This window comes from Streptomyces bathyalis (assembly GCF_015910445.1).
In the GTDB taxonomy this organism is placed as follows: Bacteria; Actinomycetota; Actinomycetes; order Streptomycetales; family Streptomycetaceae; genus Streptomyces; species Streptomyces bathyalis.
Genome location: NZ_CP048882.1, coordinates 3,804,488 through 3,827,359 on the forward strand (window position 1 = coordinate 3,804,488; position 22,872 = coordinate 3,827,359).

Genomic DNA, 22,872 nt, shown 5'->3' on the forward strand with positions numbered 1-22,872 from the left:
CTGCGTCCCAACTCCCGGCGCTCCCGCGGGCGCTGCCGCGCCGGGGCCGTCGGACCGCGGAAGCGGGTGGCCGGCCGCGGCAGGTGGTTCAGCTGCCGCCCCCGCGGTCGCCGCGCCAGAAGCCGACGGTGCCGGGACCGGATGTACCGCCCGGACCCCGTTCGTCCCCGGAATCGCCGGCACCGCCCGTGACGCCGCCGGTGCCGCTGTGCGTGGGGTCGGTGCTGCCGCGCGCCTCCGCCGGGTGCGGCGCCGCCGAACGGTGGATCACCACGAGGCGGTCCGTGGACTGGAGCGGATCCGCCTGCGGATCGTCGTACCCGAGCAGGCGGTGGCCCCGTACGACCGTCACGACCAGATCCCTGCACTCCCTCGGCGAACCGCCCACCTCGGCCTTGGTGACGGGACGTTCGCTCAGGCTGAGCCCCGCTCCCTGCTGGATGAGGTCCTCCATCACGGAGCTGGCGTTCGGGCTGAGCACGGAGAGGCCGAGGAGGCGGCCGGCGGCGCTGGCGCTCGTGATCACGGAGTCCGCTCCCGACTGCCGCAGCAGCGGCACGTTCTCCTCCTCGCGCACCGCGGCGACGATCTTGAGGCGGCGGTTGAGCTGGCGCGCGGTGAGCGTGACGAGCACCGCGGTGTCGTCGCGCTGGGTCGCGATCACGATCTGCTTGGCGCGGCGCACCTCGGCGCGTGCCAGCACGTCGCTGCGGGTGGCGTCGCCGACGACGGTCACATAGCCCTCGTCGTTCGCGGCCTTCGCGACGTGGTGGTTCGGGTCGATGACCACGACCCGGTCCCGGCGCACACCGGTGGACAGCAGCGTCTGCGCAGCCGAGCGGCCCTTCGTGCCGAAGCCGACGACGACGGTGTGGTCGCGCAACTGGGACCTCCAGCGGGACAGGCGCCACTGCTCTCGGGTGCGGTCGGTGAGAGCTTCGAGCGTGGTGCCGATGAGGATGATCAGGAACAGGATGCGAAGCGGCGTGACGAGCAGGACGTTCGCGATGCGGGCGCTGTCGCTCGCGGGCGCGATGTCGCCGTAGCCGGTGGTGGAGAGGGTGACGGTCGTGTAGTAGACGGCGTCGAGGAAGGAGACCTTGCCGTCGGCGTTGTCGTTGTAGCCGGCGCGGTCGAGGTAGACGATCAGGACGGTCAGGAACAGCACCGCGAGCGCCGCCAGTATGCGTCGTCCGACCTGGAGCTGCGGGCTGACCTCGGAACGCGGCAGCAGTATCCGGTACTGGTCGCTCCCGTCGGTCCTGCCCCTCACCAGGTGAACCAGGGGAGCGGCAGCACCTGGACGTCGGTGCCGGAGGCGGCGCCGCCGGGCCGGACCACGGCGAGGGCCGAGGCGGTGGCGACACCGCGGAGCATGGCCGGCCCGTTGTAGTGGAGCGGCCGGGCCCGCGAGGCCGCGGGCGCGAAGGCGACCGGCACCAGTCGCGTGTCGCGCGGATGGCCCTGCACGTCATCGGTGATCCGCGCGAACACCTCCCGCTCGGCGGGCTGGTCGCCGAGCGCACGGATCAGCGGCGCGGCGAGCGTCATCAGACCGGAGATCGCCGCGAGGGGATTGCCGGGCAGCCCCACCAGAAGCGGACCGCCGTCCGGGCCGGATTCCCGCCGCTCCGGCAGCCGGGCCAGCAGCATGGGGTGCCCCGGGCGTACGCGTACGCCCTCGACGAGGAGACGCGCTCCGACGCGGGTGAGCGTGGGACGCAGATGGTCGACGGGGCCGCGTGCGGTGCCTCCGGTGGTGACGAGGAGGTCGGCGGTCGTCGTGGCGACGGCTTCGTGGAGCGCCTCGGCGTCGTCGCCGAGACGGCGGGTGACGATCACATCGGCACCGAGAGCCGCGAGCCAGGGCGCGACAGCCGGGCCGAGCGCGTCGCGGATGCGGCCTTCGTGCGGTACGCCGCGGTGCAGCAACTCGTCACCCAGCACGAGGACTTCGGCGCGCGGGCGCCTGGTGACGGTCAGCCGGTCGTAGCCCGCCGCGGCGGCGAGTCCGAGCACGGCGGGGGTGACCCGGGTTCCGGTGGGCAGCAGCCGGTCGCCGGAGCGGCACTCCTGCCCGCGGGGCCGGATGTCCGTTCCGGGCTGCGGGCGCCGCGTCGTGCGCAGACGCCTTCCGTCGCGCTCGCCGTACTCGGAACGCAGCACCGCGCTCGCGCCGGGCGGTATGCGCGCACCCGTAGCTATGGGGATCGCGCGGCCGTCGGGCAGCTGGCGGGGCTCGGACACGGCCCCGGCGAGTATGCCCGTGGGGTCTTCCTCCAGGGTCCACGGGCCGGGGCCGGCGACGGCCCAGCCGTCCATGGCGGAGGTGTCGAAGGACGGCAGGTCGGTGAGGGCGTCGATCGGGGCGCCGAGGGTGTGGTGCAGCGCCTGCTCGAGGGGCAGGGCGAGGGAGGGGAGCGGGCCGGCGGCCCGTGAGGCGTACGTGCGGGCGTCGGGCCAGGGGGCGTCGCGGGCGTGGGACGGGGTGTCCTCCGCCGGCCGCGCCGAACCGCGGCCGCCCGCTCGGGCGGAGCGGGGGGTGAGCCAGTCCGGGGCGGCCAGTTCGTCGCCGTCGCCGGAGGCCGTCGCCGAGGCCGAGCCTCCGGAGCCGGAGTTGGCAGGAGTGCCGGAGCCGTGGGAGCCCGGGCCGGGCTCGTGGCCGCCTTTGCTCCGGGTGCTTCCGCCGCCGCTGCGGGGCCGCGGAGCCTCGCTGTCCGCCGGAGCCGCCCGGCCGTCACCGCGACGGGCGCCGCCGGCAGCGCCGTTGGCCAGGGCGATGGCCTCGTCGAGTTCGTCGGCGCCGCTCATCGCCCGTCGCCCTGCTCCCTTTCGCCCTCCTCGGCCCAACGCGCGGCCAGCCGGGCCGTCTTCTGCAGGGCCTCCGCGACGTCTTCGGGGGAGCCGCCCCGCTGGGCGGCGGCGTAACCCACGAGGAAGGTCGTCAGCGGCGCCGCGGGCCGGGCGACGCCGTGTGCCGCGTCGCGGGCCAGGTCGAGCAGCGCGGCGGTGTCGACATCGAGGTCGATGCCGAGTTCGGCCTTCGCTGCGGCCATCCATTCGTACAGCACAGTGTCATGCTCCCTGATACGGGCCCTCGCCGCGGCGACGTCTTCCCAGGTGTCGCAGTCGAGGGCATCGGAGTCGGTCGGGCGGCGACCACCATCGATGTCGATGCGACGAAGTCTCAGCTCAGGAAGGATCAGCCGCAAGGGGAGACCGCTGAGGCTTCCGTATTCGGTGCGCAGCAGAGCCAGTTCGCGGCGCAGGGATTCGGTCCGGTACGCGGCGAGGAGCGGCCGGTCGCGGCCGTCGTTCACGAGCGCACCCTCGATGGCTTCGTCCCCTTCCGTCTCCCCTTCCGTCTCCCCGTTTCCGCTCGCGCCGCCTTCCGCGTACGCGCCCGGCGCAGCGGCAACGGCCGAGAGGAGCGTCCGTACGGTCTCCGGGCGCAGGAAGGGCAGATCGGCGGAGAGGACGACCACCGTCTCCTCGGTGACGCCGTGCAGACCCGCGTCGAGCGCCGGGACCGGGCCGCCGCCCGGCGGGTCCTCCCGCACCCACTTCACCGGCCGGTACGTGGGCATGCGCGGGCCGACGACGACCGTGGTGGACGCGCCGGCGGAGGCGGCCAGCACCCGGTCGAGGAGGGTGCGGGCGCCGACGGTCAGCGACGGTTTGTCGGTGCCGCCGAGGCGCCTGGCGCCGCCGCCCGCGAGGACGACGGCGTCGTGCGTGTGCGCTCGGGCGTCAGGTGTCACGCCCTAGAGCGTACGGAGCAGCACCGCCGGCTGTTCGACGCAGTCCGCGACGTGACGCAGGAAGCCGCCCGCCGTCCCGCCGTCGCACACCCTGTGGTCGAAGGTGAAGGAGAGCTGCACGACCTGGCGCACGGCCAGCTGCCCCTCGTGGACCCACGGTTTCTCGGCGATCCGGCCCACGCCGAGCATGGCCGCCTCGGGGTGGTTGATGATCGGGGTCGAGCCGTCGACGCCGAAGACGCCGTAGTTGTTGAGGGTGAAGGTGCCGCCGGTCATGTCTGCCGGCTTCAGTTCGCCGTTGCGGGCGGACCCGGTGAGCCGCGTGAGCTCCTCGCTGAGCCCGACGGCGTCGAGCCTGTGCGCATCCCGTACGACCGGGACGACGAGGCCCCGTGGGGTCTGCGCGGCGAATCCGAGATGCACCGCGGAATGGCGCACCACCTCGCCCGCCTCGGTGTCGACGGTCGCGTTGAGGTCGGGGAAGCGTGCCAGCGCCGCCGTGCAGATGCGGGCCAGCAGGGCCAGCAGGGAGACCTTGGGCGAGTCGCCCTGTGCCACCGACGAGTGGGAGTTCATCGCTCTGCGCGCGGCGAGCAGTTCGGTCGCGTCGACGTCGACCCAGCAGGTGGCGTCGGGGATCTCCCGGCGGCTGCGGGACATCTTGTCGGCGACGGTGCGGCGGAATCCGGTCAGCGGAATGCGGGTCGCCGACTCCTCGGGCCGCGGCGCGACGGGCCGGGCCTCGGGCAGCGGCGCAGGACGCACCGGCGGCTGTGCAGGTGGCTGGGCAGTCGGCTGGGCGGTCGGCGCCGTGCGGGAGCGGGCCGCGCGCTCGACGTCCGCGCGGAGGATCAGCCCGTCCGGGCCCGAGCCTGTGACACCGCGCAGATCGAGGTCGTGCTCGCGGGCGATCCGCCGCACGAGCGGGGAGATGACCGCGACGGGGCCTTGCGGCACAGCCGCGGGAGCCGGCTCTGCCGGATGGGACGGCACGGCATCGGGCCGGAAGCCGTCCACCGGCCGTGCGCGGCGACGGCGGCCCGCCGGGGCTGCCGTGCCGTAGCCGACCAGCACGTTGCCGGAGCTCTCCGCCGCGGCGCCCGCTCCCGCCAGGACGTCCGCCTCGGTGCCCGGGCCGGTGCCGGTGCCGGTGGGCTGCGTCTCGCCCTGCGGCGCGCCCACGGCGACCGTCAACAGGGGTGCGCCGACCGGGATCTCCGCGCCCTCGTCCCCGTAGCGCGCCGTGACGACACCGCCGTATGGGCAGGGAACGTCCACGAGTGCCTTGGCCGTTTCGACCTCGACGACGGACTGGTCCACCGCCACCACGTCGCCCACGGCCACCAGCCACCGCACGACGGTCGCTTCCGTCAGCCCTTCTCCCAGGTCGGGGAGGGTGAATTCCCGTACGGAGGCCATCAGCGGACCCCTTCCCCTGCGCTTCCGCTGCCCTCGCCGTCGCGCCACTCGCTCTCCCACTGGAGCCTGGAGACGGCGTCCAGCACCCGGTCCACGTCCGGCAGATGGTGCTTCTCCAGCATCGGCGGCGGATACGGGATGTCGAAGCCCGCGACGCGCAGCACCGGCGCCTCCAGGTAGTGGAAGCAGCGCTCGCTCACTCGTGCCGCCACCTCCGCGCCCGGACCGGCGAAGCCCGTCGACTCGTGCACGACCACGGCACGCCCGGTGCGCCGCACGGACGCCACCACCGTCTCCTCGTCGAATGGGACCAGCGAGCGCAGGTCGACGACCTCCAGCTCCAGGCCCTCGTCCCGCGCGGCGGCCTCGGCGGCCTCCATGCAGACGGGCAGCGACGGGCCGTAGGTGATGAGCGTCGCGGAGGTGCCAGGGCGGCGGACCACGGCGCGGCCGATGGCGGGCACCTCGGCCGGCTGCTCCGGCGACCAGTCGTCCTTGCCCCAGTACAGCCGCTTCGGCTCCAGGAAGATCACCGGGTCGTCGCTCGCGATGGAGCGGCGCAGCAGCCCGTAGGCGTCGGCGACCGTCGCCGGCGTGACGACGTGCAGCCCGGGCGTGGCCATGTAGTACGCCTCGGAGGAGTCGCTGTGGTGCTCGACGCCGCCGATCCCGCCGCCGTAGGGCACGCGCACCGTGAGCGGCATGGGCAGGGCGCCCCGCGTGCGGTTCCTCATCCGGGAGATGTGCGAGACCAGTTGCTCGAAACCGGGGTACGCGAAGGCGTCGAACTGCATCTCGACCACGGGCCGCATGCCGTACATGGCCATGCCGACGGCCGTGCCGAGGATGCCGGCCTCGGCCAGCGGGGTGTCGGTGCAGCGGTCCTCCCCGAACTCCGCCGCCAGGCCGTCCGTCACTCGGAAGACACCGCCGAGCGTGCCGACGTCCTCACCGAAGACGTGCACGTCCGGGTCGGCGGCGAGGGAGTCCCGCAGCGCGCGGTTGAGGGCCTGCGCCATCGTGGACGGCTTGCGTGCGGGCTCCCGTGGCGGCTGCGCACCGGGCTGCAGCGACGTGCCGGTCGCTGTGCTCATTTCCGGCTCCCCTGCTCGTCGGTGTGCGCCTGCCCGTGCCGGTCCTGCTCGCCGGCCGCCGGGATCCCCTCCGCCTCGGCGGCCTCGAGCTCGGCGCGCAGCCGCTCGGCCTGCTGCTGCAACTGCGTCGTCCTGTGGGCGAAGACGTGGTCGAAGAGGTCCATCGGGTGCAGCTCGGGCTCCTGGTGCATGCGCTCGCGCATGTCGCCGGCCATCCGCTCGGCCTCCTCTCCGGCCTTCTGCGCGCCCGCGTCGTCCAGGAGTCCGCGCGAGCGCAGCTCCTGCTCCATGAGCACGAGCGGATCGTGCTCGCGCCAGGCGTCCACCTCGGAGGCCTCCCGGTAGCGGGTGGCGTCATCGGCGTTGGTGTGTGCGTCCAGGCGGTACGTCACGGCCTCCACGAGGCAGGGGCCCTCGCCCCTGCGGGCCCGCTCGACCGCGTCCGTGAGCACGTGGTGCATGGCTGCCGCGTCGTTGCCGTCGACGAGGCGGCCGGGCATGCCGTAACCGACCGCCTTGTGCGCGAGGGACGGCGCGGCCGTCTGCTTCGCCAGCGGTACGGAGATCGCGAAGCCGTTGTTCTGCACGAGGAAGACGACGGGGGCCTGCCACACGGCCGCGAAGTTGAGGGCCTCGTGGAAGTCGCCCTCGCTCGTGCCGCCGTCGCCGACCATCGCGAGCGCGACCACGTCGTCGCCCTTTAGGCGGGCCGCGTGCGCCAGCCCCACCGCGTGCGGCAGCTGGGTGGCCAGGGGCGTGCTGAGCGGGGCGACGCGGCTGGCGCGCGGGTCGTATCCGCTGTGCCAGTCGCCGCGGAGCAGCGACAGCACGGCGACCGGGTCGAGCCCGCGCGCCACGGCGGCGAGGGTGTCCCGGTAGCTGGGGAAGAGCCAGTCCTGCTCCTGCAGGGCCAGCGCCGCAGCGACCTCGGCGGCCTCCTGGCCGGTGGAGGACGGGTAGACGGCGAGGCGGCCCTGCTTGGTCAGCGCCGTGGCCTGCTCGTTGAACCGGCGGCCCCGCACCAGTTGCCCGTACAGCTCGAGAAGCAGCTCGCCGTCGAGTTCCGCACCCGTCCCGAGCAGCCGCAGCGGCTCACGGTCGGGCAGCAGCGGGTCAGGGTCTCGGCGGGGGCGCCAGGCCGGGGGTGGTGCGAGGTGGTAGGCACCGGACTGCTCGAGAACCGTCATGGGTGAGCACCTCACTCGAAGGGGGCCGGGTTGAGCGGAGCCAGGGCCTGTCCGGGTGCGGGTACCCGGACAGGCCCCGATGGGCGTGGAGGCATGTTGCTCCTGCGCTCCCCTACCGATTGTTCGGTTGACGGCACATTTTGGCTACAGGCGGCGCCAGGCTGTGGACAAGTTGAGCGATCGTGCGTTCGATGGATGCAAGACGTCCAACGAGGGGAGGTCGCAGGGCATGCCGGACGGACAGATTGCCGATTCGTCCAGCGGTCCCGAGGGTGCCGGCCCAACCGGGCCCGACGGACTGGAAGTTCGCCCTCCGGTCCGCCCGCTCGACCCCGTCGACAGGGACATACTGCGGCTGCTCCGCGCGGACGGCCGGATGTCTGTACGCGCGCTGGCCGAGCAGGTCCACATCTCACGCGCCAACGCCTACGCCCGGATCAACCGTCTGGTGGACGACGGCGTCATCCGCGGCTTCAGTGCCCGCATCGATGAGGAGCGGGCGGGGCAGGGCGCCTCCGCGTACATCACGCTCAAGATCGTGCAGGACTCCTGGCGCAGCGTCCGCGAGAAACTGCTGCGGCTGCCCGGAGCCGCCCATATGGCGCTGGTCAGCGGCGACTTCGACGTGCTGCTGCTGGTGCACACGGCTGACAACAGGTCGCTGCGCGAACTGGTGCTCACGCGGATCCATTCGATCCCGGAGGTGATCAGTACGCGCACGCTGCTCGTCTTCGAGGAGACCCATCTGGAGCCCGACATCTGACGGGCGGTGACGGGTCGCGGCCCCGGCGGCGCTCGGAGGGTTGCAGGCGCGACCAAGTGCGGTCACATACGAGAACGAATCCTGGCCGTTGTCCTCATCCATGAACCAATGGGAGACTCGGACGCCCGTACGGACGGCAATGCGCCGCGACCGAAGGAACGTCCTCCGTGGCCGAACCGGCAGAACCGACGCGCCCGCCCCTGACCCCGCCCCTGGCTCCGTCGCCGCCCCCGTCGCCGCTGCGGATCCTCGTCACGGACGAGATCATCGGCCGGTTCGAGTCCGAGCTGACCTCGGAGGGCCGGGACGGCAACCTCTGGACGAATGCCGTCGGCCTCACGCCCGCCGAGGTCTGCGAGCTGCTCCCGCAGACCGACGTGCTCGTCTGCACGGGCAACGGGATGTCAGCGGACATGGCGCGGGCGGGTTCGGCACTGCGGCTGGTGCAGGTCGGCGGCGCGGGGTGCGAAGGGATCCCCTTCGGCTCCCTCGCCCCCGGCACGGCGGTCGCCAACACCTACCACCACGGGCGCTCGCTCGCCGAACACGTGCTGATGTGCCTCATGATGCTCTCCCGCAGGGTGCTGACCGCCGACCGCGAGCTGCGGTCCGGGCTCTGGCGCACCGTCGCGACCGATCCCGGGACCCCCTTCGGGACGACGCTCGAGGGCAGGACGATGGGACTGATCGGGCTCGGCGAGACCGGGGCCCGCACGGCACGTCTGGCGTCGGCGCTGGGAATGCGCGTACAGGCGGTGCGCAGGAACCCGGACGCCCCGCCGCCTCCCGGCGTCGAGCTGGAGTGGACGGGCGGCGTGGGCGAACTCCGCCGGCTGATGGCCACGTCCGACGCCGTCGTCGTCAGCGCGCCGCTCACGGAGGACACGCGCGGCCTCGTCGGGGCGGAGGAATTCCGTGCCATGAAGCCCACGTCGTTCCTGATCAACGTCGCCCGCGGGCCCGTCGTCGACGAGGACGCCGCGTTCGCCGCGCTGAGCAGCGGCGCGATCGCCGGGGCCGCGCTCGACGTGTGGTGGGACGCGCAGGGGGACGGCCGCGCGATCCCGTCGCGCCACCCGTTCGAGAAGCTGGACAACGTCGTGCTCACGCCGCACAACTCGGGCCACACCAGGGACACGTTCGAGGCGCGGGCCCGCGAAATCGCCGAGAACATCCGGCGGTTGGCGCAGGGGGAGCCGCTCCTCAACGTCGTACGGGCCGCCGCGGGCTGACCGGGACGCGCCGGATCCCGCCCGGGGACCTCCCCTCCTTGTAACGGACTCCTCGTACCGTCCCCTCGGCCCGGACCCGTCAGACGAACTGCTGGACGATGAGTGTGACCGCTCCGGCGACCGACACCGCGATCGCCGTCCACCGGAGGCGCTCACGGTTCAGCCGGCGGTTGACGAACCGCGACAGCACGCACCCGGCGAACGCGGCAGGCACCAGCGTCGCGAACGTCCCCACGGTGGAACCGTCGACGCCGCCGGTCAGCCACAGGGCCGCCAGCGAGGCCACCGAGCCCACGAGGAAGAACGCGCTCATGTTCGACCGCAGCCGCGGCCCGGGATACCGCTGCCAGACCAGCGCCATGGGCGGACCGCCGATCGAGGTCGCCGTTCCCATGACGCCGGAGACGGCGCCCGCGGACAGCAGCGCGAGCCGCCGGGGCCTCGGCCGCCAGCCGGCCGCCGTCACCACGACACCGGCGAGCACCACGGCGGCGATCAGCAGCGCGAGCAGCCGGGACGGCAGCCGCACGGCGAGCAGCGCTCCCAGCGCCGAACCGGGCAGCCGCCCGGCGAGCGCCCAGCCGGTCCCGCCGAGGTCCAGATGGGTGCGGTCGAGGACGGTGATCAGCAAGGTGACCACGGTCGCGAGCATGATGATGGTCCCCGGGATCAGCGTCGGATCGACGAGGGCGATCACGGGCGCCGCGAGCATGCCGATGCCGAACCCGATCGACGCCTGGAGGCAGGAAGCGGCGGTGATGGCAGCCGCGACGAGCACGAAGTCGGGACCGCTCACGGGTTCACCGTGAGCTGTGCTCCCTCCGCCGTCCCGTCCTCCGGTCCTCCCCCGGGCTCCGTACGCGTGGGGGTCCGCCCGGCAGAGCGAGGCGGAGTGCCGCCATCGAGCGGGAAGTGGCAGGCCGCGGTGTGCGCCGCCGCGCCGGCACTGCCCGCAGCAGCGTCCGCAGTGCACGCCGCGCCCGCAGTGCCCGCCCCGTCGTCCGTCCCAGCGTGCGGACCGCCGTCCGCACGCCCGCCCGGCTCGCCCACCGGCTCCCGCGCGGGCGTCCGCTGTGCGCACAGGTCCTCCGCCCGCTCGCACCGGGTGCGGAAGTGGCAGCCGGAGGGCGGGTTGGTGGGTGACGGGATCTCGCCCTTCAGCACGGGCCTGGCGGCCCGGGTGGCCCCTCCACTCCGCGTGACGTCCAGGACGGGCGCCGCCGCGGTCAGCGCGGCGGTGTAGGGGTGCCGTGGCCGGTCCAGGACGTCCTCGGTGCTGCCCGTCTCGATGATCCGGCCCAGGTACATGACGGCGACCCGGTCCGCGATGTGCCGGACCACCGACAGGTCGTGCGAGATGAAGAGGTACGACACCGAAAGCTGCCGCTGCAACTCACCGAGCAGGTTGACGACTTGGGCCTGCACCGACAGGTCCAGCGCCGAGACGGGTTCGTCGCAGACGATCACGTCGGGGTCGAGAGCGAGCGCACGTGCGATCCCGATGCGCTGCCGCTGCCCGCCGGAGAACTCCTGGGGACAGCGGTCCGCGTCGGAGCCGCGCAGCCCGACCATCTCCAGCAACTCGGCGGCGCGTGCCGCCCGTTGGCGGGCGGTCGGGTACAGGTCCCTGTGGACGGACCAGGGCTCGGCGATGATCTCCGCCGCGGTCATGCGGGCGTTGAGCGAGGCGAAGGGGTCCTGGAAGACCATCTGGATCCGCCGCCGCCAGGCCAGCAGTTCTTTCCCCTTGAGACGGAAGGGGTCCACGCCGTCGAAGCGGATGCGCCCCTCGTCGGGCTGCTCCAGCCGCAGCAGCGTGCGCGCGAGTGTGGACTTGCCGCAGCCCGACTCGCCCACGAGGCCCAGCGTCTCGCCCCGTCCCAGCGTCAGGCCGACGGAGTCCAGCGCGCGCAGCCTGCCGGACGAAGACCCGTCGCCCGACGGGCCCTTCGCGACACGGAACGTCTTGGTCAGGCCGGAGACCTCCAGCAGCGGAGCGGCGTCAGCCATGTTCCAGCTCCTTCCAGAAGTGGCAGGCGGACGTCCGGTCCTCGCCGGTGGCCTCGAGGGCGGGCCGCCGAGTGCGGCAGACGTCCCGCACCAGCGGGCAGCGGTCCTGGTAGACGCAGCCGGAGGGGATCGAGTGGAGGTCCGGAGGGGCACCCGGAATCGACGCCAGCTCCCGGCGACGGCCGCCCGCACCCTCCGCGGATCCGTCTCCTCCGGGGCCGGGCCCGGCCGAGGGCACAGAGTCCAACAGCCCCCGTGTGTACGGGTGGAGAGGCCGGCCGAACACCTCGTGGACCGGCCCGGTCTCGACGACGGCTCCCGCGTACATGACCGCCACCCGGTCGGCCTGCTCGGAGACGAGGGCGAGGTCGTGGGTGATCAGCACGACGGCCATGCTGTGCTCGGCGCGCAGGTCCCGCAGCAGCTCCATGATCTGCGCCTGGACGGTCACGTCGAGAGCGGTGGTCGGCTCGTCCGCCAGCAGTACCCGCGGGCCGAGGGCGACCGCCATCGCGATCAGCAGGCGCTGACGCATGCCACCGGAGAACTGGTGCGGATGGTCACCGGCCCGGTTCTCCGGCTCAGGTATGCCGACGCGACGCATCAGTTCGACGGCACGCTCATGTGCGGCCGCGGCGCTCAGGCCCTGGTGGATCCGGAAGGGCTCGGCGAGCTGGGTGCCCACCGTGTAGACGGGGTTGAGCGCGGTCAGCGCGTCCTGGAAGACGATCGCCAGCTCCGGTCCGGCCGTCGCACGCCGGGCGGCGGGGTCCAGCCTCAGCAGATCGACGTCCCCGAGCCGGGCCTCCCCGCCGGAGACCTCCGCGACGGGATCGAGGAGACCGGCGATCGCCTGCGCCGTGATGCTCTTCCCGCACCCGGATTCCCCGAGGAGCGCGAGCGTCTCCCCGGAGTGCGCGCGGAATCCGACGTCGTCGACCGCGACGACCGGACCGCGTGCGGTGTCGATGCGCACGGTCAGGCCCGTCACCTCCAGCGCGACGGCGGACTCAGCGGCCGGGCCGGGGGCGGTCGTGGTCGCCTCGGTGCTCATCGCGGTACCTCCTGACCGGACTTGCGGGACGACCGCTTCCGGCGCGGCAGCCCGAGAAGCCGCCGCTGGGCGGGGTCGGTGGCCATGCGGAACCAGGACGCCAGCACGGACGCCGACACCGTGGTGATGACGATGGCGAGCCCGGGGAAGATCGACATCCACCAGGACGTCTGCAGGTACTGCCGTCCCTGAGCGGTCATCAGCCCCCAGCTGACGTCCGGCGGCTGGATGCCTATGCCGAGGAAGCTCAGCGAGGACTCCGAGAGCATGACGAAGCAGAAGTCGACCGTCGCGACGGTCAGCAGGGTGGGCAGCACCGTCGGCAGCACGTGCCTGCGGATGATCGCGCCGCTGCGGGTGCCGAAGGTGCGTGCCGCGTCCACGAAGAGCCGGCTGCGCAGCTCCGCGGACTCGGCTCGCGCCGTACGCAGATAGACCGGGATACGCGCGATGGCGAGGATCGCGACGATGTTCGCGGCGCTCGGCGAGAAGACGTACAGGACGACGACCGCGAGCAGCAGCGAGGGGAAGCTGAGGATGACGTCGCCGATCCGCATGCTGACCGTCTCGCGCCGCCCCCGGTGGTATCCGGCCCACATGCCCCAAATCGATCCGGCGACCAGCGAGATCGCGACGGCCGGTACGGCCACGGAGAGCGTGGTGCGGGTCGCGACGACGAGCCGGGCGAGCATGGAGCGCCCGAGGGAGTCGCTGCCCAGGAGGTAGGCCCAGCCGTTGTCCGGGTCGAAGGGCTCGGTGTTCACGGCGTCGAGGTTCTGCCTGGTGGCCAGATCGCCCATCAGCCAGGGACCGAGGACCGCCGTCAGCGCGACCAGCAGCAGGGTGCCGGCGGCGGCGACGGCCGCCCGGTCGCGCAGCAGCAGCCTGAGCAGGCCACGGCCTTGTGCACGGGGGGACGACCCGGCGTCGCGGCCGGGCCCGGCGGCGGACCCCGCAGCGGAAGCGGGCTCCGTGCCCGGTCCGTCCGCGTGCGCTGCCGCGGGACGGGGACCGCCCTCTGAAGGGGAGTCCTGCGGTTCCTGTGCGGTGTGGGACATCGGGCCTCCTCTCGTCACGTCGTGGCTGGTCAGGTCGTCGCTCGTCACGTCGTCTCTCGTCACGTCGCCCCAACGGGCTGCCGCACGCGTGCGTCGAGCAGCGCGTAGCAGACGTCGATGAGGATGTTCAGGACGAAGATCGCCACGGCCGTCACCAGGACCGCGGCCTGAAGTACCGCGAAGTCCCGCTGGAGGATCGAGTCGATCATGAGCTTGCCGATGCCCGGCCAGCCGAAGATCGTCTCGACCACGACGGCGCCGTTGACCAGCCCGACGGTGAGGTCGCCTGCCACCGTCAGCGCGGGCGCGGCGGCGTTGCGCAGCGCGTGGTGCGTGACGACACGGCGGTCGTCGGCGCCCTTGCTGCGCGCGAGCTTCACGTACGGGGAGGACAGCGCCGAGACCATCGCCCCCCGCACGACCTGTACGAGCACCCCGAAGGGCCGCACCGCGAGGGTGGCTATCGGCAGGATCCAGATGCCGTGGCCCGTCACACCGGAGGTCGGCAGCCAGCCAAGCGTGACCGCGAAGATCCACACACCGACGATGGCCAGCCAGAAGTCGGGCACGCTGGCCGCGACCATCGACATCGTGCTGCACACACGGTCGGCCAGTCCGTTCGGCCGGAGCGCCGCCCAGCTGCCCACCACCGCCGCCCCGAGGACGGCGATCAGCATCGTGAACCCGGCGAGCTGAAGCGTTGCCGGGAAGGCGTCGAGCGCCATGCCGCCCGCGGCCTGTCCCGTACGCAGCGACTCACCGAAGTCGAGGTGCAGCACGCCCCCGAGATAGTCGAACATCTGGGACAGCACGGGCTGGTCGAAGCCGTTGCGCTCGGCGAACTCCTCGCGCATCCGGTCCGTCGCGTTGAGCGGCAGATAGAGGCTGGCGGGATCGCCCGTCAGCCGCGCCAGGCAGAACACGCCGAGCACGACGACGACCAGCGGGACGACGCTGGAGAGGGCACGGCGCCGCAGGAAGGTGATCACCGGCATTCTCCTCTCAGCCCTTGGGCCGTACGTCGGCGAGACGCATCTCGTCGTTGGTCGCGGGGTTGGGCTTGTAGGAGACGTGCGGCGAGACCGCGATGACGCCCCGCATGTGCGCGATGTGGGCGAACTGCGTGATCTCGCTGTTCTGTTGCTTCAGAAGCGCCGCGTACGCGTCCTGCCGCTCCTTGCCCGACTTCCGGCCCGCCTGCTCGATCGTCTTGTCGAAGGCCTTGGTGCCCATGACGCTCTGCGCGCCCTTCGACGTCATGTACTGGTCGACGGTGAAGGCCGCGTCGCCCGCCTGGTTGCCGTGCTGCATCAGCAGTGCGACCGGTCCGGCGCCGGGCACGAACGGCCGCAGCTGGTACTCGAGATGGGCGGATTCGTCGACCATCTTGAGCTTCACGTTGAGACCGGCCTGCGTCAGCTGCTCCTGGAGCACCTCGGAGGTCTCCGAGACCCGTGGGAAGAGCTCGTGGCGGCCGACCATGAGGATCTGCTTGTCCGTCGGCACTCCGTCCGCCTTCGCGGCCTTCACCAGTGCCCTGGCCTTCTTCAGGTCGTGCGGCCACGGCCTGATCGCCGGGTTGTGGCCGACGACGCGGGGCGGAACGAGCTGACCTGCGGGCTCCCCGAGCCCGCTGAAGAGGGACTTGACGATCCCCCGCTTGTCGAGCGCGTAGTTGATCGCGCGGCGGATGCGCGGGTCGTCCAGCGGCGGCTCCTTGCCGGACAGGCGCAGCGCCGTCGTCTCGTTGTTGGGGTGGTTGACGCCGAGGTCGCCCGCGCCGTCGAGCGGCCCCAGCTTCAGGGCGATGTCCGCCTCGTCGCTGGTGACCATCGCGGCCCGCACGGTGCCCTCGGTGCGCCACTGGTAGGTGACGTCCTCGTACGCGGGTGCCTTGCCCCAGTAGCGCTTATTGCGGTCGAGGCGCAGCTTCAGGCCGGTGTCCCAGCGCCCGATCTCGTACGGGCCCGTGCCCACCGGCCGGCGCACCTTCTTGGCCGTGCTGGTGGAGGTCGGGACGATCTCCACGAAGGACAGCCGCAGCGGCAGGATCGGGTCCGGCTCCTTGCTCTCCACGGTCAGCGTCCTCGCGTCGGCCGCCTCCACGTCGAGGGGGTCCTCGCCGAAGACGTAGCCGTCGACGTTGCAGCCGAGCTTCGAGTTGACGGCGCGCTCGATGGAGAAGGCGGCGTCGTGCGCGTCGAACCGTGAGCCGTCCTGGAAGCTGACGTCCTTGCGCATCGTGAACGTCCACTCGGTGTCCGAGGTGCGCTTCCAGCCCGTGGACAGGAGGGGGTCGAGGTCGCCCGTACTCGGGTCCCGCTCGATCAGCGGCTCCGTGATGTTGGAGCGGACGACGACACCGGTCGAGGTGAGCGAGGACTCGCACGGTTCGAGGGTCGGCGGCTCCTCCGGCAGCACGATGCGCAGCCCCGAACCGCTGCCGCCCAGGGAGTCGCTGTTGGCCACCGTGCACGAGGAGGCGAGGACCGCGGAGCCCGCGGCGAGGAGCGCGACCGCCGTGCGGCGCCGGCGCACCAGGGCGACGCGGAACCCGGGCCCGACGCCGAACCGGGACCCGGGGCGGCACCGGGACGGCCGCGGCGGCGGGTGCAGCTCGGGCGTCGAGGGCAGTGGCATCTCGTTCCTCCAGGGCCGTCGCGCATCGGGCCGGCGGCCGGGACACAGCGTGGATGCAGCAGGGGTGAAGCGGAACCGTCCATATATGAAAACGCAGTCCAAGTTGGCGGACACAACGTAGAAGTGCGGAATCGGTGCGTCAAGACCTGTGCCGACGTGCATGTGAGGACGAACGGGCGGTCACGGAGGCAACGGTTCGGCCCCGTGGCACGGAGACCTGGCGGGACGTGGTCTGTTCACGTCCTTGGACAAGGTCTTGAGCGTCCGCGGACCGGGGCCCGGAGGATCTTGCGCTGGGAACCCGCGCGTCCTTACCCTTCGGTAACTTTCCGGGCCGCGGTCGCCCCGGCCGCGGCCCGGCCGGAGCGAAAGGTCACTCATGGCGGCTACGGAGGACCCATCGGGCGCGAGCGGCGCTCCCGCCCGCCCCGGCGGGACGGCACCTGCCGGTTCGGGCAGGTCGTGGTGGGGCTGGGGACGTACGGACGAGGCCCTGCCGGACAGCGAATGCACGGCTCTCGCCGCACTGCTCCCGGGTCTACCGCCGGATCCCCTTCCGGTGCCCGACGTCGGCGAGCTGACCCTTGCGCCGCCGCGCGTCCGGCCGCCCGGCGCGCTCGCGCACCTGGTCTCGGACGGGCCTGCGGACCGCGCCTCCCACACCTACGGCAAGGCATACCGGGACGTCGTACGCGCCCTGCACGGCGACATGACCCCCGCACCCGACCTCGTCGCCCACCCGCGTTCGGAGGCCGACCTGGTGGACCTGCTCGACTGGGCGGGCACGGCGGACGTGGCCGTCATCCCCTACGGCGGCGGCAGTTCGGTCACCGGCGGAGTCGAGTACCGCGGTGGTGACCACGCCGGAGTCCTCTCCCTCGATCTGTCAGCCATGGACCGGGTGCTGGAGGTCGACACCAGGAGCAGGGCCGCCCGCATCCAGGCCGGCGTGTACGGGCCCGCGCTGGAGGACCAGCTGCGCGAGCAGGGCGGGGGCCTGACGCTTCGCCACTTCCCGCAGAGCTTCGAGTTCTCCACGCTGGGCGGCTGGCTGGCCACCCGCGCCGGCGGCCACTACGCGACCCTGCACACGCACATCGACGACCTCGTCGAATCGATGCGCGTGGTCACCCCGGCCGGGACCAGCGAGTCGTGGCGGCTGCCCGGTTCAGGCGCTGGACCGTCCCCCGACCGGCTGTTCCTGGGCTCCGAGGGCGCCCTCGGTGTGATCACCGAGGCGTGGATGCGTCTTCAGGACCGTCCCGTGCACAAGGCGTCGACCGCCGTTCGCTTCGCCGAATTCGGTGACGCCGTGGAGGCCGTGCGAGCGATCTCGCAGGCCGGGCTCCATCCGGCCAACTGCAGGCTGCTCGATCCGGGGGAGGCGGCTCTCGCGGGCGCCGCGCACGACGGGGAGAGCGTGCTGGTGCTCGGCGTCGAGTCGGCGCACCACCCGGTGGACGGGCGTCTCGCGGAGCTGCGCACCCTCGCCCGCGACCACGGCGGCACCGTCAGCGGTTCCGGCGGCGATGACTCGGGGGGCGGCGATACGGCCGTGGGCGCCTGGCGGTCGGCGTTCCTGCGCATGCCGTATCTGCGGGACGGGCTGGCACGGATGAGCGCGATCACCGAGACGTTCGAGACCGCGTGCACATGGGACCGGTTCACGGAACTCCACGAGGCGGTACGCACCGGAATCGGGGCAGCCGTCGAGGAGGTCACGGGCAGCCCGGGGCTCGTCAACTGCCGTATGACGCACGTGTATCCGGACGGCGCCGCCCCGTACTACACGGTGATCGCCACGGGCCGCCGCGGAGCGGAGGGCGCGATGTGGGACGAGATCAAGAGCGCCGCCATGGAGATCCTCGCGACGCACCGTGCCACGGTCACCCACCATCACGCGGTCGGCAGGGACCACAGACCGGGCTACGACCGCCAGCGCCCGGAGCCGTTCGCCCTCGCCCTGCGGGCCGCCAAGTCGGCGCTCGACCCGCGAGGCATCCTCAACCCGGGCGTCCTGATGGACCCGCCGCCGCGCGAGGTTGCCTGACGGGCCTTCGGCGCCGGGCCCGCCGGTCGCGTTTCGAACGGGTCGCTTCCGGCGGCCGGTGCCTGTGACGGCTGGTCAGTTGCGCAGGCCGCTGAAAGCGACGCGTACGACGGCCTCCGCGACCTCGTCGCTGGTGGCCGCGCCGGCACGGCCCGCGCGTGAGGGCCGGTACCACTCCACGATGGAGTTGATCATGCCGAAGAGGAGCCGGGTCGCCAGCCGGACCTCCACGTCGCCGCGCAGATCGCCGTCCGCCACCGCCCGCTTCAGCAGCTCGGACACGCGGTGGTCGAACTCGCGGCGGCGCGCCATCGCCCATCGCTCCGTGTCGGTGTTGCCGCGGACGCGCAGCAGCAGCGTCACGTAGGGCAGCTCCGCCATGAGCACCTCGACCGTGCGGCGCGTGACGTGTTCGAGCCGGTCGATCGCACGTCCCTCCCGGGCGCGCGGCTCGTCGAGGACGCCGAACAGCCCGCTTAGGGCGCGGTTTATGGCGCGGCGCAGGAGTTCCTCCTTGCCGCGCACGTGGTGGTAGATCGACGATTTCGAGATGCCGGCGGCCTGCGACAGGTGCTCCATGGAGGTGCCGTCGTAACCGCGCTCGATGAACACCTCCACGGCGACTTTCAGCAGCGAATCGGGCGTGTAGGTGTCGCGCTTGACCGGCATGCGGCCGATGCTATCCGCGTTGTCCACAGGCTGACCTTCCCCCCTTGCACCGACCGATCGTTCGGTTGCAGTATCTACCTGTCGCTGCAGGACCGACAGCCCGCGCAGCCATGCAGGGCCTGCACAGCCGTGCACATCCACGCAGGGCCGGCAGGCGATGCAGCGCAGCACAGCGCCAGCCACCCAGCCCCCAGCTCGACGAGGAGTTGGTCGTTCGTGACCGCACCCGTGACCACATCCGCGACTACGGCCGGCAGCCCCCCGCTCTCCGCGGCCGGGCTGATCGAGAAGCACAGTCCCACGCTCGACCGCGCGCTGGAGGCGATCCGCAGCCGCGAGTACTGGTCGCCGCACCCCGAGCACCCCAAGGCGTACGGGGAGGAGTCGGCCATCGCCGGCTCGCTGAGCGCCGGGCAGGGCCAGGCCGCGTTCGACGCGCTGCGGGGCAGCCGCTTCGAGATCGACGGTCAGCCCGGCACCGCGGGGCCGCAGGGCGGCTGGGCCTCGACCGAGGTCTCGCCGTACGGCCTCGAGATGGGCATCGAGTATCCGCGGCCCGACATCGACGTGCTGCTGCCCGAGATGCGCAAGGCGATGCCGGCGTGGCGCGAGGCGGGTCCGAAGGTGCGGGCGGCGGTCTGCCTGGAGATCCTGGCCCGCATCAGCGCCCGTACGCACGAGTTCGCGCACGCGGTCATGCACACCAGCGGCCAGGCCTTCATGATGGCGTTCCAGGCCGGCGGCCCGCATGCTCAGGACCGCGGCATGGAGGCCGTGGCCTACGCCTACGCGGAGCAGGTCCGCACGCCCGAGGCCGCGGGGTGGTCCAAGCCGCAGGGCAAGCGGGAGCCGCTCGAACTCAGCAAGCGGTTCACGGCGGTCGGCCGCGGCATCTCGCTGCTGATCGGCTGCAACACCTTCCCGACGTGGAACGGCTACCCCGGATTCTTCGCCTCCCTCGCCACGGGCAATCCGGTGCTGGTCAAGCCGCACCCGCGTGCTGTGCTGCCGCTGGCGCTGACGGTCCGCATCGCCCGCGAGGTGCTGACGGAGGCCGGCTTCGAGGCCAATCTCGTGGCGCTCGCCGCCGAGCGCGAGGGCGAGGGCATCGCCAAGGAGCTGGCGGTCCGCCCCGAGATCCGCATCATCGACTACACCGGCTCGACGTCCTTCGGTGACTGGCTGGAGAGCAACGCCCCCCAGGCCCGCGTCTTCACAGAGAAGGCAGGGGTCAACACGGTCGTGATCGACTCCACCGACGACTACAAGGGCATGCTGGGCAACCTCGCCTTCTCGCTCTCGCTCTACAGCGGCCAGATGTGCACCACCCCGCAGAATCTGCTGATCCCGCGGAACGGCATCAGCACGGACGCCGGTGAGAAGACCTACGACGAGGTGGTCGCCGATCTGGCCACCGCCGTGGGCAAGTTGCTCGGCGACGACGCCCGTGCGAACGCGATCCTGGGCGCCATCGTCAGCCAGCAGGTCCGTGAGCGCGTCGAGTCGGCGTCCTCGCTGGGTGAAGTGGCCCTGGAATCACGGTCGGTCGAGCACCCCGAGTTCCCGGGGGCCCACGTGCGCACGCCGGTCATCGTCAAGCTGGAGTCCGCGAAGCCGGAGTCCGAGGCGGTGTGCTTCTCGGAGTGCTTCGGCCCCGTCTCCTTCGCGGTCGCAGTCGACTCCACCGCCGACGCCGTGGCGCTCTTGCGGCGCACGGTGCGTGAGAAGGGCGCGATGACGGTCGGTGCGTACACCACGTCACCGGCTGCCGAGCGCCTGATCGAGGACGCCTGCATGGACGAGTGCGCGCAGCTCTCCCTCAACCTCACCGGCGGTGTCTACGTCAATCAGACCGCGGCCTTCTCCGACTTCCACGGTTCCGGCGGCAATCCGGCCGCGAACGCCGCGCTGTGCGACGGCGCGTTCGTGGCCGACCGCTTCCGTACCGTCGAGGTGCGCAGGCCCGCGGAGTCCGCGCCCGCGGAAGGCTGAGACGACCGTCAGCCGGAACCGTCGGACGTGCCCGTCATACCGGCGGGTCCGTCGGACGGAATCGGCAGGCGGACCCCGTCAGACGGAAGGGGCGCCCGGCGCATGCGATGCGCGTCGGGCGCCCCTTCCGGCTCGGCCGGCTGCGGAACCAGCCGGGTGGGCCCGTCAGTCGCTGGGCTTGCCGGTGGAGACGGTCAGGTCGATCTTGTCCTTCTCCGGGTCCAGGTACTCGATGCCGTCGGGAGACTGCTCCAGGACCATGTTCTTGCCCCAGATGTTCTCGTCCTCGTGCGAGATCTCACCGAGCTTCCAGCCCGCCGCCTTGATGCACTTCTTCACCGAGTCCAGGTTCTTGTAGGTGAAGTCGGGGACGATCTTCTTGCCCCTGTCCGAGTAGCTGTCGGACGCGTTCGTGCACCGCGTGGTCTCGATGGTCTTGGACTTGTCCTCGGGCTTGAACCCACCGACCCCGTCTGCATCGTCGCCGGTTTCACCCGTGTCGGTGGGCTCCACCTCAGGGGCCCGTGCCGAAGCGGAGGGGCTGGTCCGGATGGCGTTCGGGTCGTCCTCGTCCGAGCCGTTGCTCACCAGCACCGCGACGATCACCGCGGTCAATGCGACGACCACCGCGACCACCGAACCGACGATCAACGGGGCGTTGTTCTTGCGCCCCCCGCCGCCCGGCGGCTGCGGGGAGAGCGTGTACGGCGGAGGGGTGTGCTGGCCCACGCTCCGCTGCTGACCGTACGGCGCGTACTGGCCCATCGGAGCCGTGCTGGGCGGCGGGGGCGTGGAGGGCCCGAACCCGTACTGGTGCTGCGGCGGGTAGGGCTGCTGTGCTCCGGGCGGTGGCGGGGTGCCCTCGCCCACCTGCGGGAAGACGGCATGCCCGACACCGGCGCCGCTCTGCGACGGCAGTCCGCCCTGGATGATCGAGGGAGCGCCGCCGGCGGCCTGCCGCGCGACGCGTGTGCACTCCTCGTTCATCGTCTCCGCGGAGTCGAAGCGCTCGTTCGGGTTCTTCCGCAGGGTCCGCGCCACCAGCGAGTCGACGGCCGGAGTCAGCGACTGGTTGATCGCCGACGGCGTGGGCGCTTCCTCCTGTACGTGCGCGTACGCGATGGCGAGCGGGGAGTCGGCGTCGAACGGCAGCCGCCCGGTGAGCAGTTCGAAGAGCATGATGCCGACCGAGTACAGGTCGGATCGGGCGTCCACGCCCCGGCCCAGGGCCTGTTCCGGCGACAGGTACTGCGGCGTGCCGACGACCATGCCGGTCTGCGTCATCGACGTGACCCCGGACTGCATGGCCCGCGCGATGCCGAAGTCCATGACCTTGACGACACCGCGCTTGGTGATCATCACGTTGCCGGGCTTGATGTCCCGGTGGACCAGCCCCATCTCGTGGCTGACCTCGAGCGCCGCCAGCACGTCGCTGGTGATCTTCAGCGCCTTCTCCGCGGGCATCGCACCGAGGCTCGCGATGTCCTCGTCCAGCACGGAGCGCAGCGGCTTGCCCTCGACGTACTCCATGACGATGTACGGCACCATCGAGCCGTCGATCTCGTCCTCGCCGGAGTCGAAGACCGAGACGATGTTGGTGTGTGTGAGCTTCGCGACAGCCTGTGCCTCGCGGCGGAAGCGCTCGCGGAAGGACTGCTCGCGGCCCAGCTCGGTGTGGAGGGTCTTGACCGCGACCTTGCGGTCGAGGACGGAGTCGTATGCGAGGTAGACCGACGCCATTCCGCCGGCGCCGAGCAGACTCTGCAGCTCGAAGCGGCCGTTCCCGACCGTGCGGCCCGCGTACTCCGCGTCTGTCTGTCCGCCGTCGTCACTCATCTGACTGCTCCCCCTCGGCGGCATGCCCCCGCACAGTTTTTTCAGGGCAGATTTCAAGCCCCGGAACTCCCTGATTCTTATACCCGCCCAAGTCTGCCGGAGGGCAC

18 protein-coding genes are annotated in these 22,872 nt (G+C 72.1%); 4 read left to right on the forward strand and 14 right to left on the reverse strand.

Annotated elements, in window-relative coordinates; translation table 11 throughout:
• Positions 1 to 88 precede the first annotated feature (88 nt).
• Genes G4Z16_RS16585 through pdhA form a run of 6 tightly spaced genes read right to left on the reverse strand, consistent with a single transcriptional unit; the run spans position 89 to position 7,461 of the window.
• Entirely contained in the window at positions 89 to 1,273 is a 1,185-nt protein-coding gene (locus G4Z16_RS16585; RefSeq protein WP_246530896.1) for a potassium channel family protein, read from the reverse strand.
• Complete coding sequence (locus G4Z16_RS16590; RefSeq protein WP_197351545.1) at positions 1,270 to 2,811, reverse strand: molybdopterin molybdotransferase MoeA; 1,542 nt, start codon at positions 2,809 to 2,811, stop codon at positions 1,270 to 1,272. The genes G4Z16_RS16585 and G4Z16_RS16590 overlap by 4 nt, the downstream gene beginning before the upstream one ends.
• A complete protein-coding gene (locus G4Z16_RS16595) occupies positions 2,808 to 3,761 on the reverse strand; it encodes a DUF6457 domain-containing protein (RefSeq protein WP_197351546.1) in 954 nt (317 codons plus the stop codon). Before G4Z16_RS16595 ends, G4Z16_RS16590 begins: the two co-directional genes overlap by 4 nt.
• A gap of 3 nt (positions 3,762 to 3,764) precedes the next feature.
• Positions 3,765 to 5,180 carry a dihydrolipoamide acetyltransferase family protein gene (locus tag G4Z16_RS16600; RefSeq protein WP_197351547.1) on the reverse strand — a complete coding sequence of 472 codons (1,416 nt, stop codon included), beginning with the start codon at positions 5,178 to 5,180 and terminating at the stop codon, positions 3,765 to 3,767.
• Entirely contained in the window at positions 5,180 to 6,274 is a 1,095-nt protein-coding gene (locus G4Z16_RS16605; protein WP_197351548.1) for an alpha-ketoacid dehydrogenase subunit beta, read from the reverse strand. The genes G4Z16_RS16600 and G4Z16_RS16605 overlap by 1 nt, the downstream gene beginning before the upstream one ends.
• Positions 6,271 to 7,461, reverse strand: coding sequence for a pyruvate dehydrogenase (acetyl-transferring) E1 component subunit alpha (pdhA, locus tag G4Z16_RS16610; protein ID WP_197351549.1), 1,191 nt, complete (start codon positions 7,459 to 7,461; stop codon positions 6,271 to 6,273). Before pdhA ends, G4Z16_RS16605 begins: the two co-directional genes overlap by 4 nt.
• A 229-nt stretch (positions 7,462 to 7,690) precedes the next feature.
• On the opposite strand from pdhA, the gene G4Z16_RS16615 reads away from it, so the two are divergent.
• Positions 7,691 to 8,224, forward strand: a complete 534-nt coding sequence (locus tag G4Z16_RS16615) for an Lrp/AsnC family transcriptional regulator (RefSeq protein WP_197351550.1) — start codon at positions 7,691 to 7,693, stop codon at positions 8,222 to 8,224.
• 167 nt (positions 8,225 to 8,391) lie between these two features.
• Positions 8,392 to 9,456: a 2-hydroxyacid dehydrogenase gene (locus tag G4Z16_RS16620; RefSeq protein ID WP_246530897.1), complete on the forward strand. Its 1,065-nt coding sequence runs from the start codon at positions 8,392 to 8,394 to the stop codon at positions 9,454 to 9,456.
• A gap of 79 nt (positions 9,457 to 9,535) precedes the next feature.
• On the opposite strand, the gene G4Z16_RS16625 is transcribed toward G4Z16_RS16620, so the two are convergent.
• The 6 genes from G4Z16_RS16625 to G4Z16_RS16650 are packed head-to-tail and all read right to left on the reverse strand — an operon-like array spanning position 9,536 to position 16,218.
• On the reverse strand, positions 9,536 to 10,252 hold the full coding sequence (locus G4Z16_RS16625; RefSeq protein WP_197351551.1) for a sulfite exporter TauE/SafE family protein: 717 nt from the start codon (positions 10,250 to 10,252) through the stop codon (positions 9,536 to 9,538).
• A complete protein-coding gene (locus G4Z16_RS16630) occupies positions 10,249 to 11,466 on the reverse strand; it encodes an ABC transporter ATP-binding protein (protein WP_197351552.1) in 1,218 nt (405 codons plus the stop codon). The genes G4Z16_RS16625 and G4Z16_RS16630 overlap by 4 nt, the downstream gene beginning before the upstream one ends.
• Positions 11,459 to 12,520, reverse strand: a complete 1,062-nt coding sequence (locus G4Z16_RS16635; protein ID WP_197351553.1) for an ABC transporter ATP-binding protein — start codon at positions 12,518 to 12,520, stop codon at positions 11,459 to 11,461. Before G4Z16_RS16635 ends, G4Z16_RS16630 begins: the two co-directional genes overlap by 8 nt.
• A complete protein-coding gene (locus tag G4Z16_RS16640; protein WP_197351554.1) occupies positions 12,517 to 13,578 on the reverse strand; it encodes an ABC transporter permease in 1,062 nt (353 codons plus the stop codon). The genes G4Z16_RS16635 and G4Z16_RS16640 overlap by 4 nt, the downstream gene beginning before the upstream one ends.
• Before the next feature lie 59 nt (positions 13,579 to 13,637).
• Positions 13,638 to 14,567, reverse strand: coding sequence for an ABC transporter permease (locus G4Z16_RS16645; RefSeq protein WP_197351555.1), 930 nt, complete (start codon positions 14,565 to 14,567; stop codon positions 13,638 to 13,640).
• Between the two features lie 13 nt (positions 14,568 to 14,580).
• Positions 14,581 to 16,218: an ABC transporter substrate-binding protein gene (locus G4Z16_RS16650; protein ID WP_197351556.1), complete on the reverse strand. Its 1,638-nt coding sequence runs from the start codon at positions 16,216 to 16,218 to the stop codon at positions 14,581 to 14,583.
• A 379-nt stretch (positions 16,219 to 16,597) separates the two neighbouring features.
• Between G4Z16_RS16650 and G4Z16_RS16655 the strand changes: the two genes are divergently transcribed.
• On the forward strand, positions 16,598 to 18,268 hold the full coding sequence (locus G4Z16_RS16655; protein WP_197351557.1) for an FAD-binding oxidoreductase: 1,671 nt from the start codon (positions 16,598 to 16,600) through the stop codon (positions 18,266 to 18,268).
• A gap of 75 nt (positions 18,269 to 18,343) precedes the next feature.
• On the opposite strand, the gene G4Z16_RS16660 is transcribed toward G4Z16_RS16655, so the two are convergent.
• Entirely contained in the window at positions 18,344 to 18,937 is a 594-nt protein-coding gene (locus tag G4Z16_RS16660; RefSeq protein WP_197351558.1) for a TetR/AcrR family transcriptional regulator, read from the reverse strand.
• Between the two features lie 228 nt (positions 18,938 to 19,165).
• Between G4Z16_RS16660 and paaN the strand changes: the two genes are divergently transcribed.
• Positions 19,166 to 20,929 carry a phenylacetic acid degradation protein PaaN gene (paaN, locus tag G4Z16_RS16665; RefSeq protein WP_197354693.1) on the forward strand — a complete coding sequence of 588 codons (1,764 nt, stop codon included), beginning with the start codon at positions 19,166 to 19,168 and terminating at the stop codon, positions 20,927 to 20,929.
• Positions 20,930 to 21,094: 165 nt separating this feature from the next.
• Here the strand turns inward: paaN and G4Z16_RS16670 are convergent, their stop codons facing one another.
• Positions 21,095 to 22,765 (reverse strand): protein kinase domain-containing protein, encoded by a 1,671-nt coding sequence (locus tag G4Z16_RS16670; RefSeq protein ID WP_197351559.1) that lies wholly within the window; start codon positions 22,763 to 22,765, stop codon positions 21,095 to 21,097.
• Positions 22,766 to 22,872: the final 107 nt, after the last annotated feature.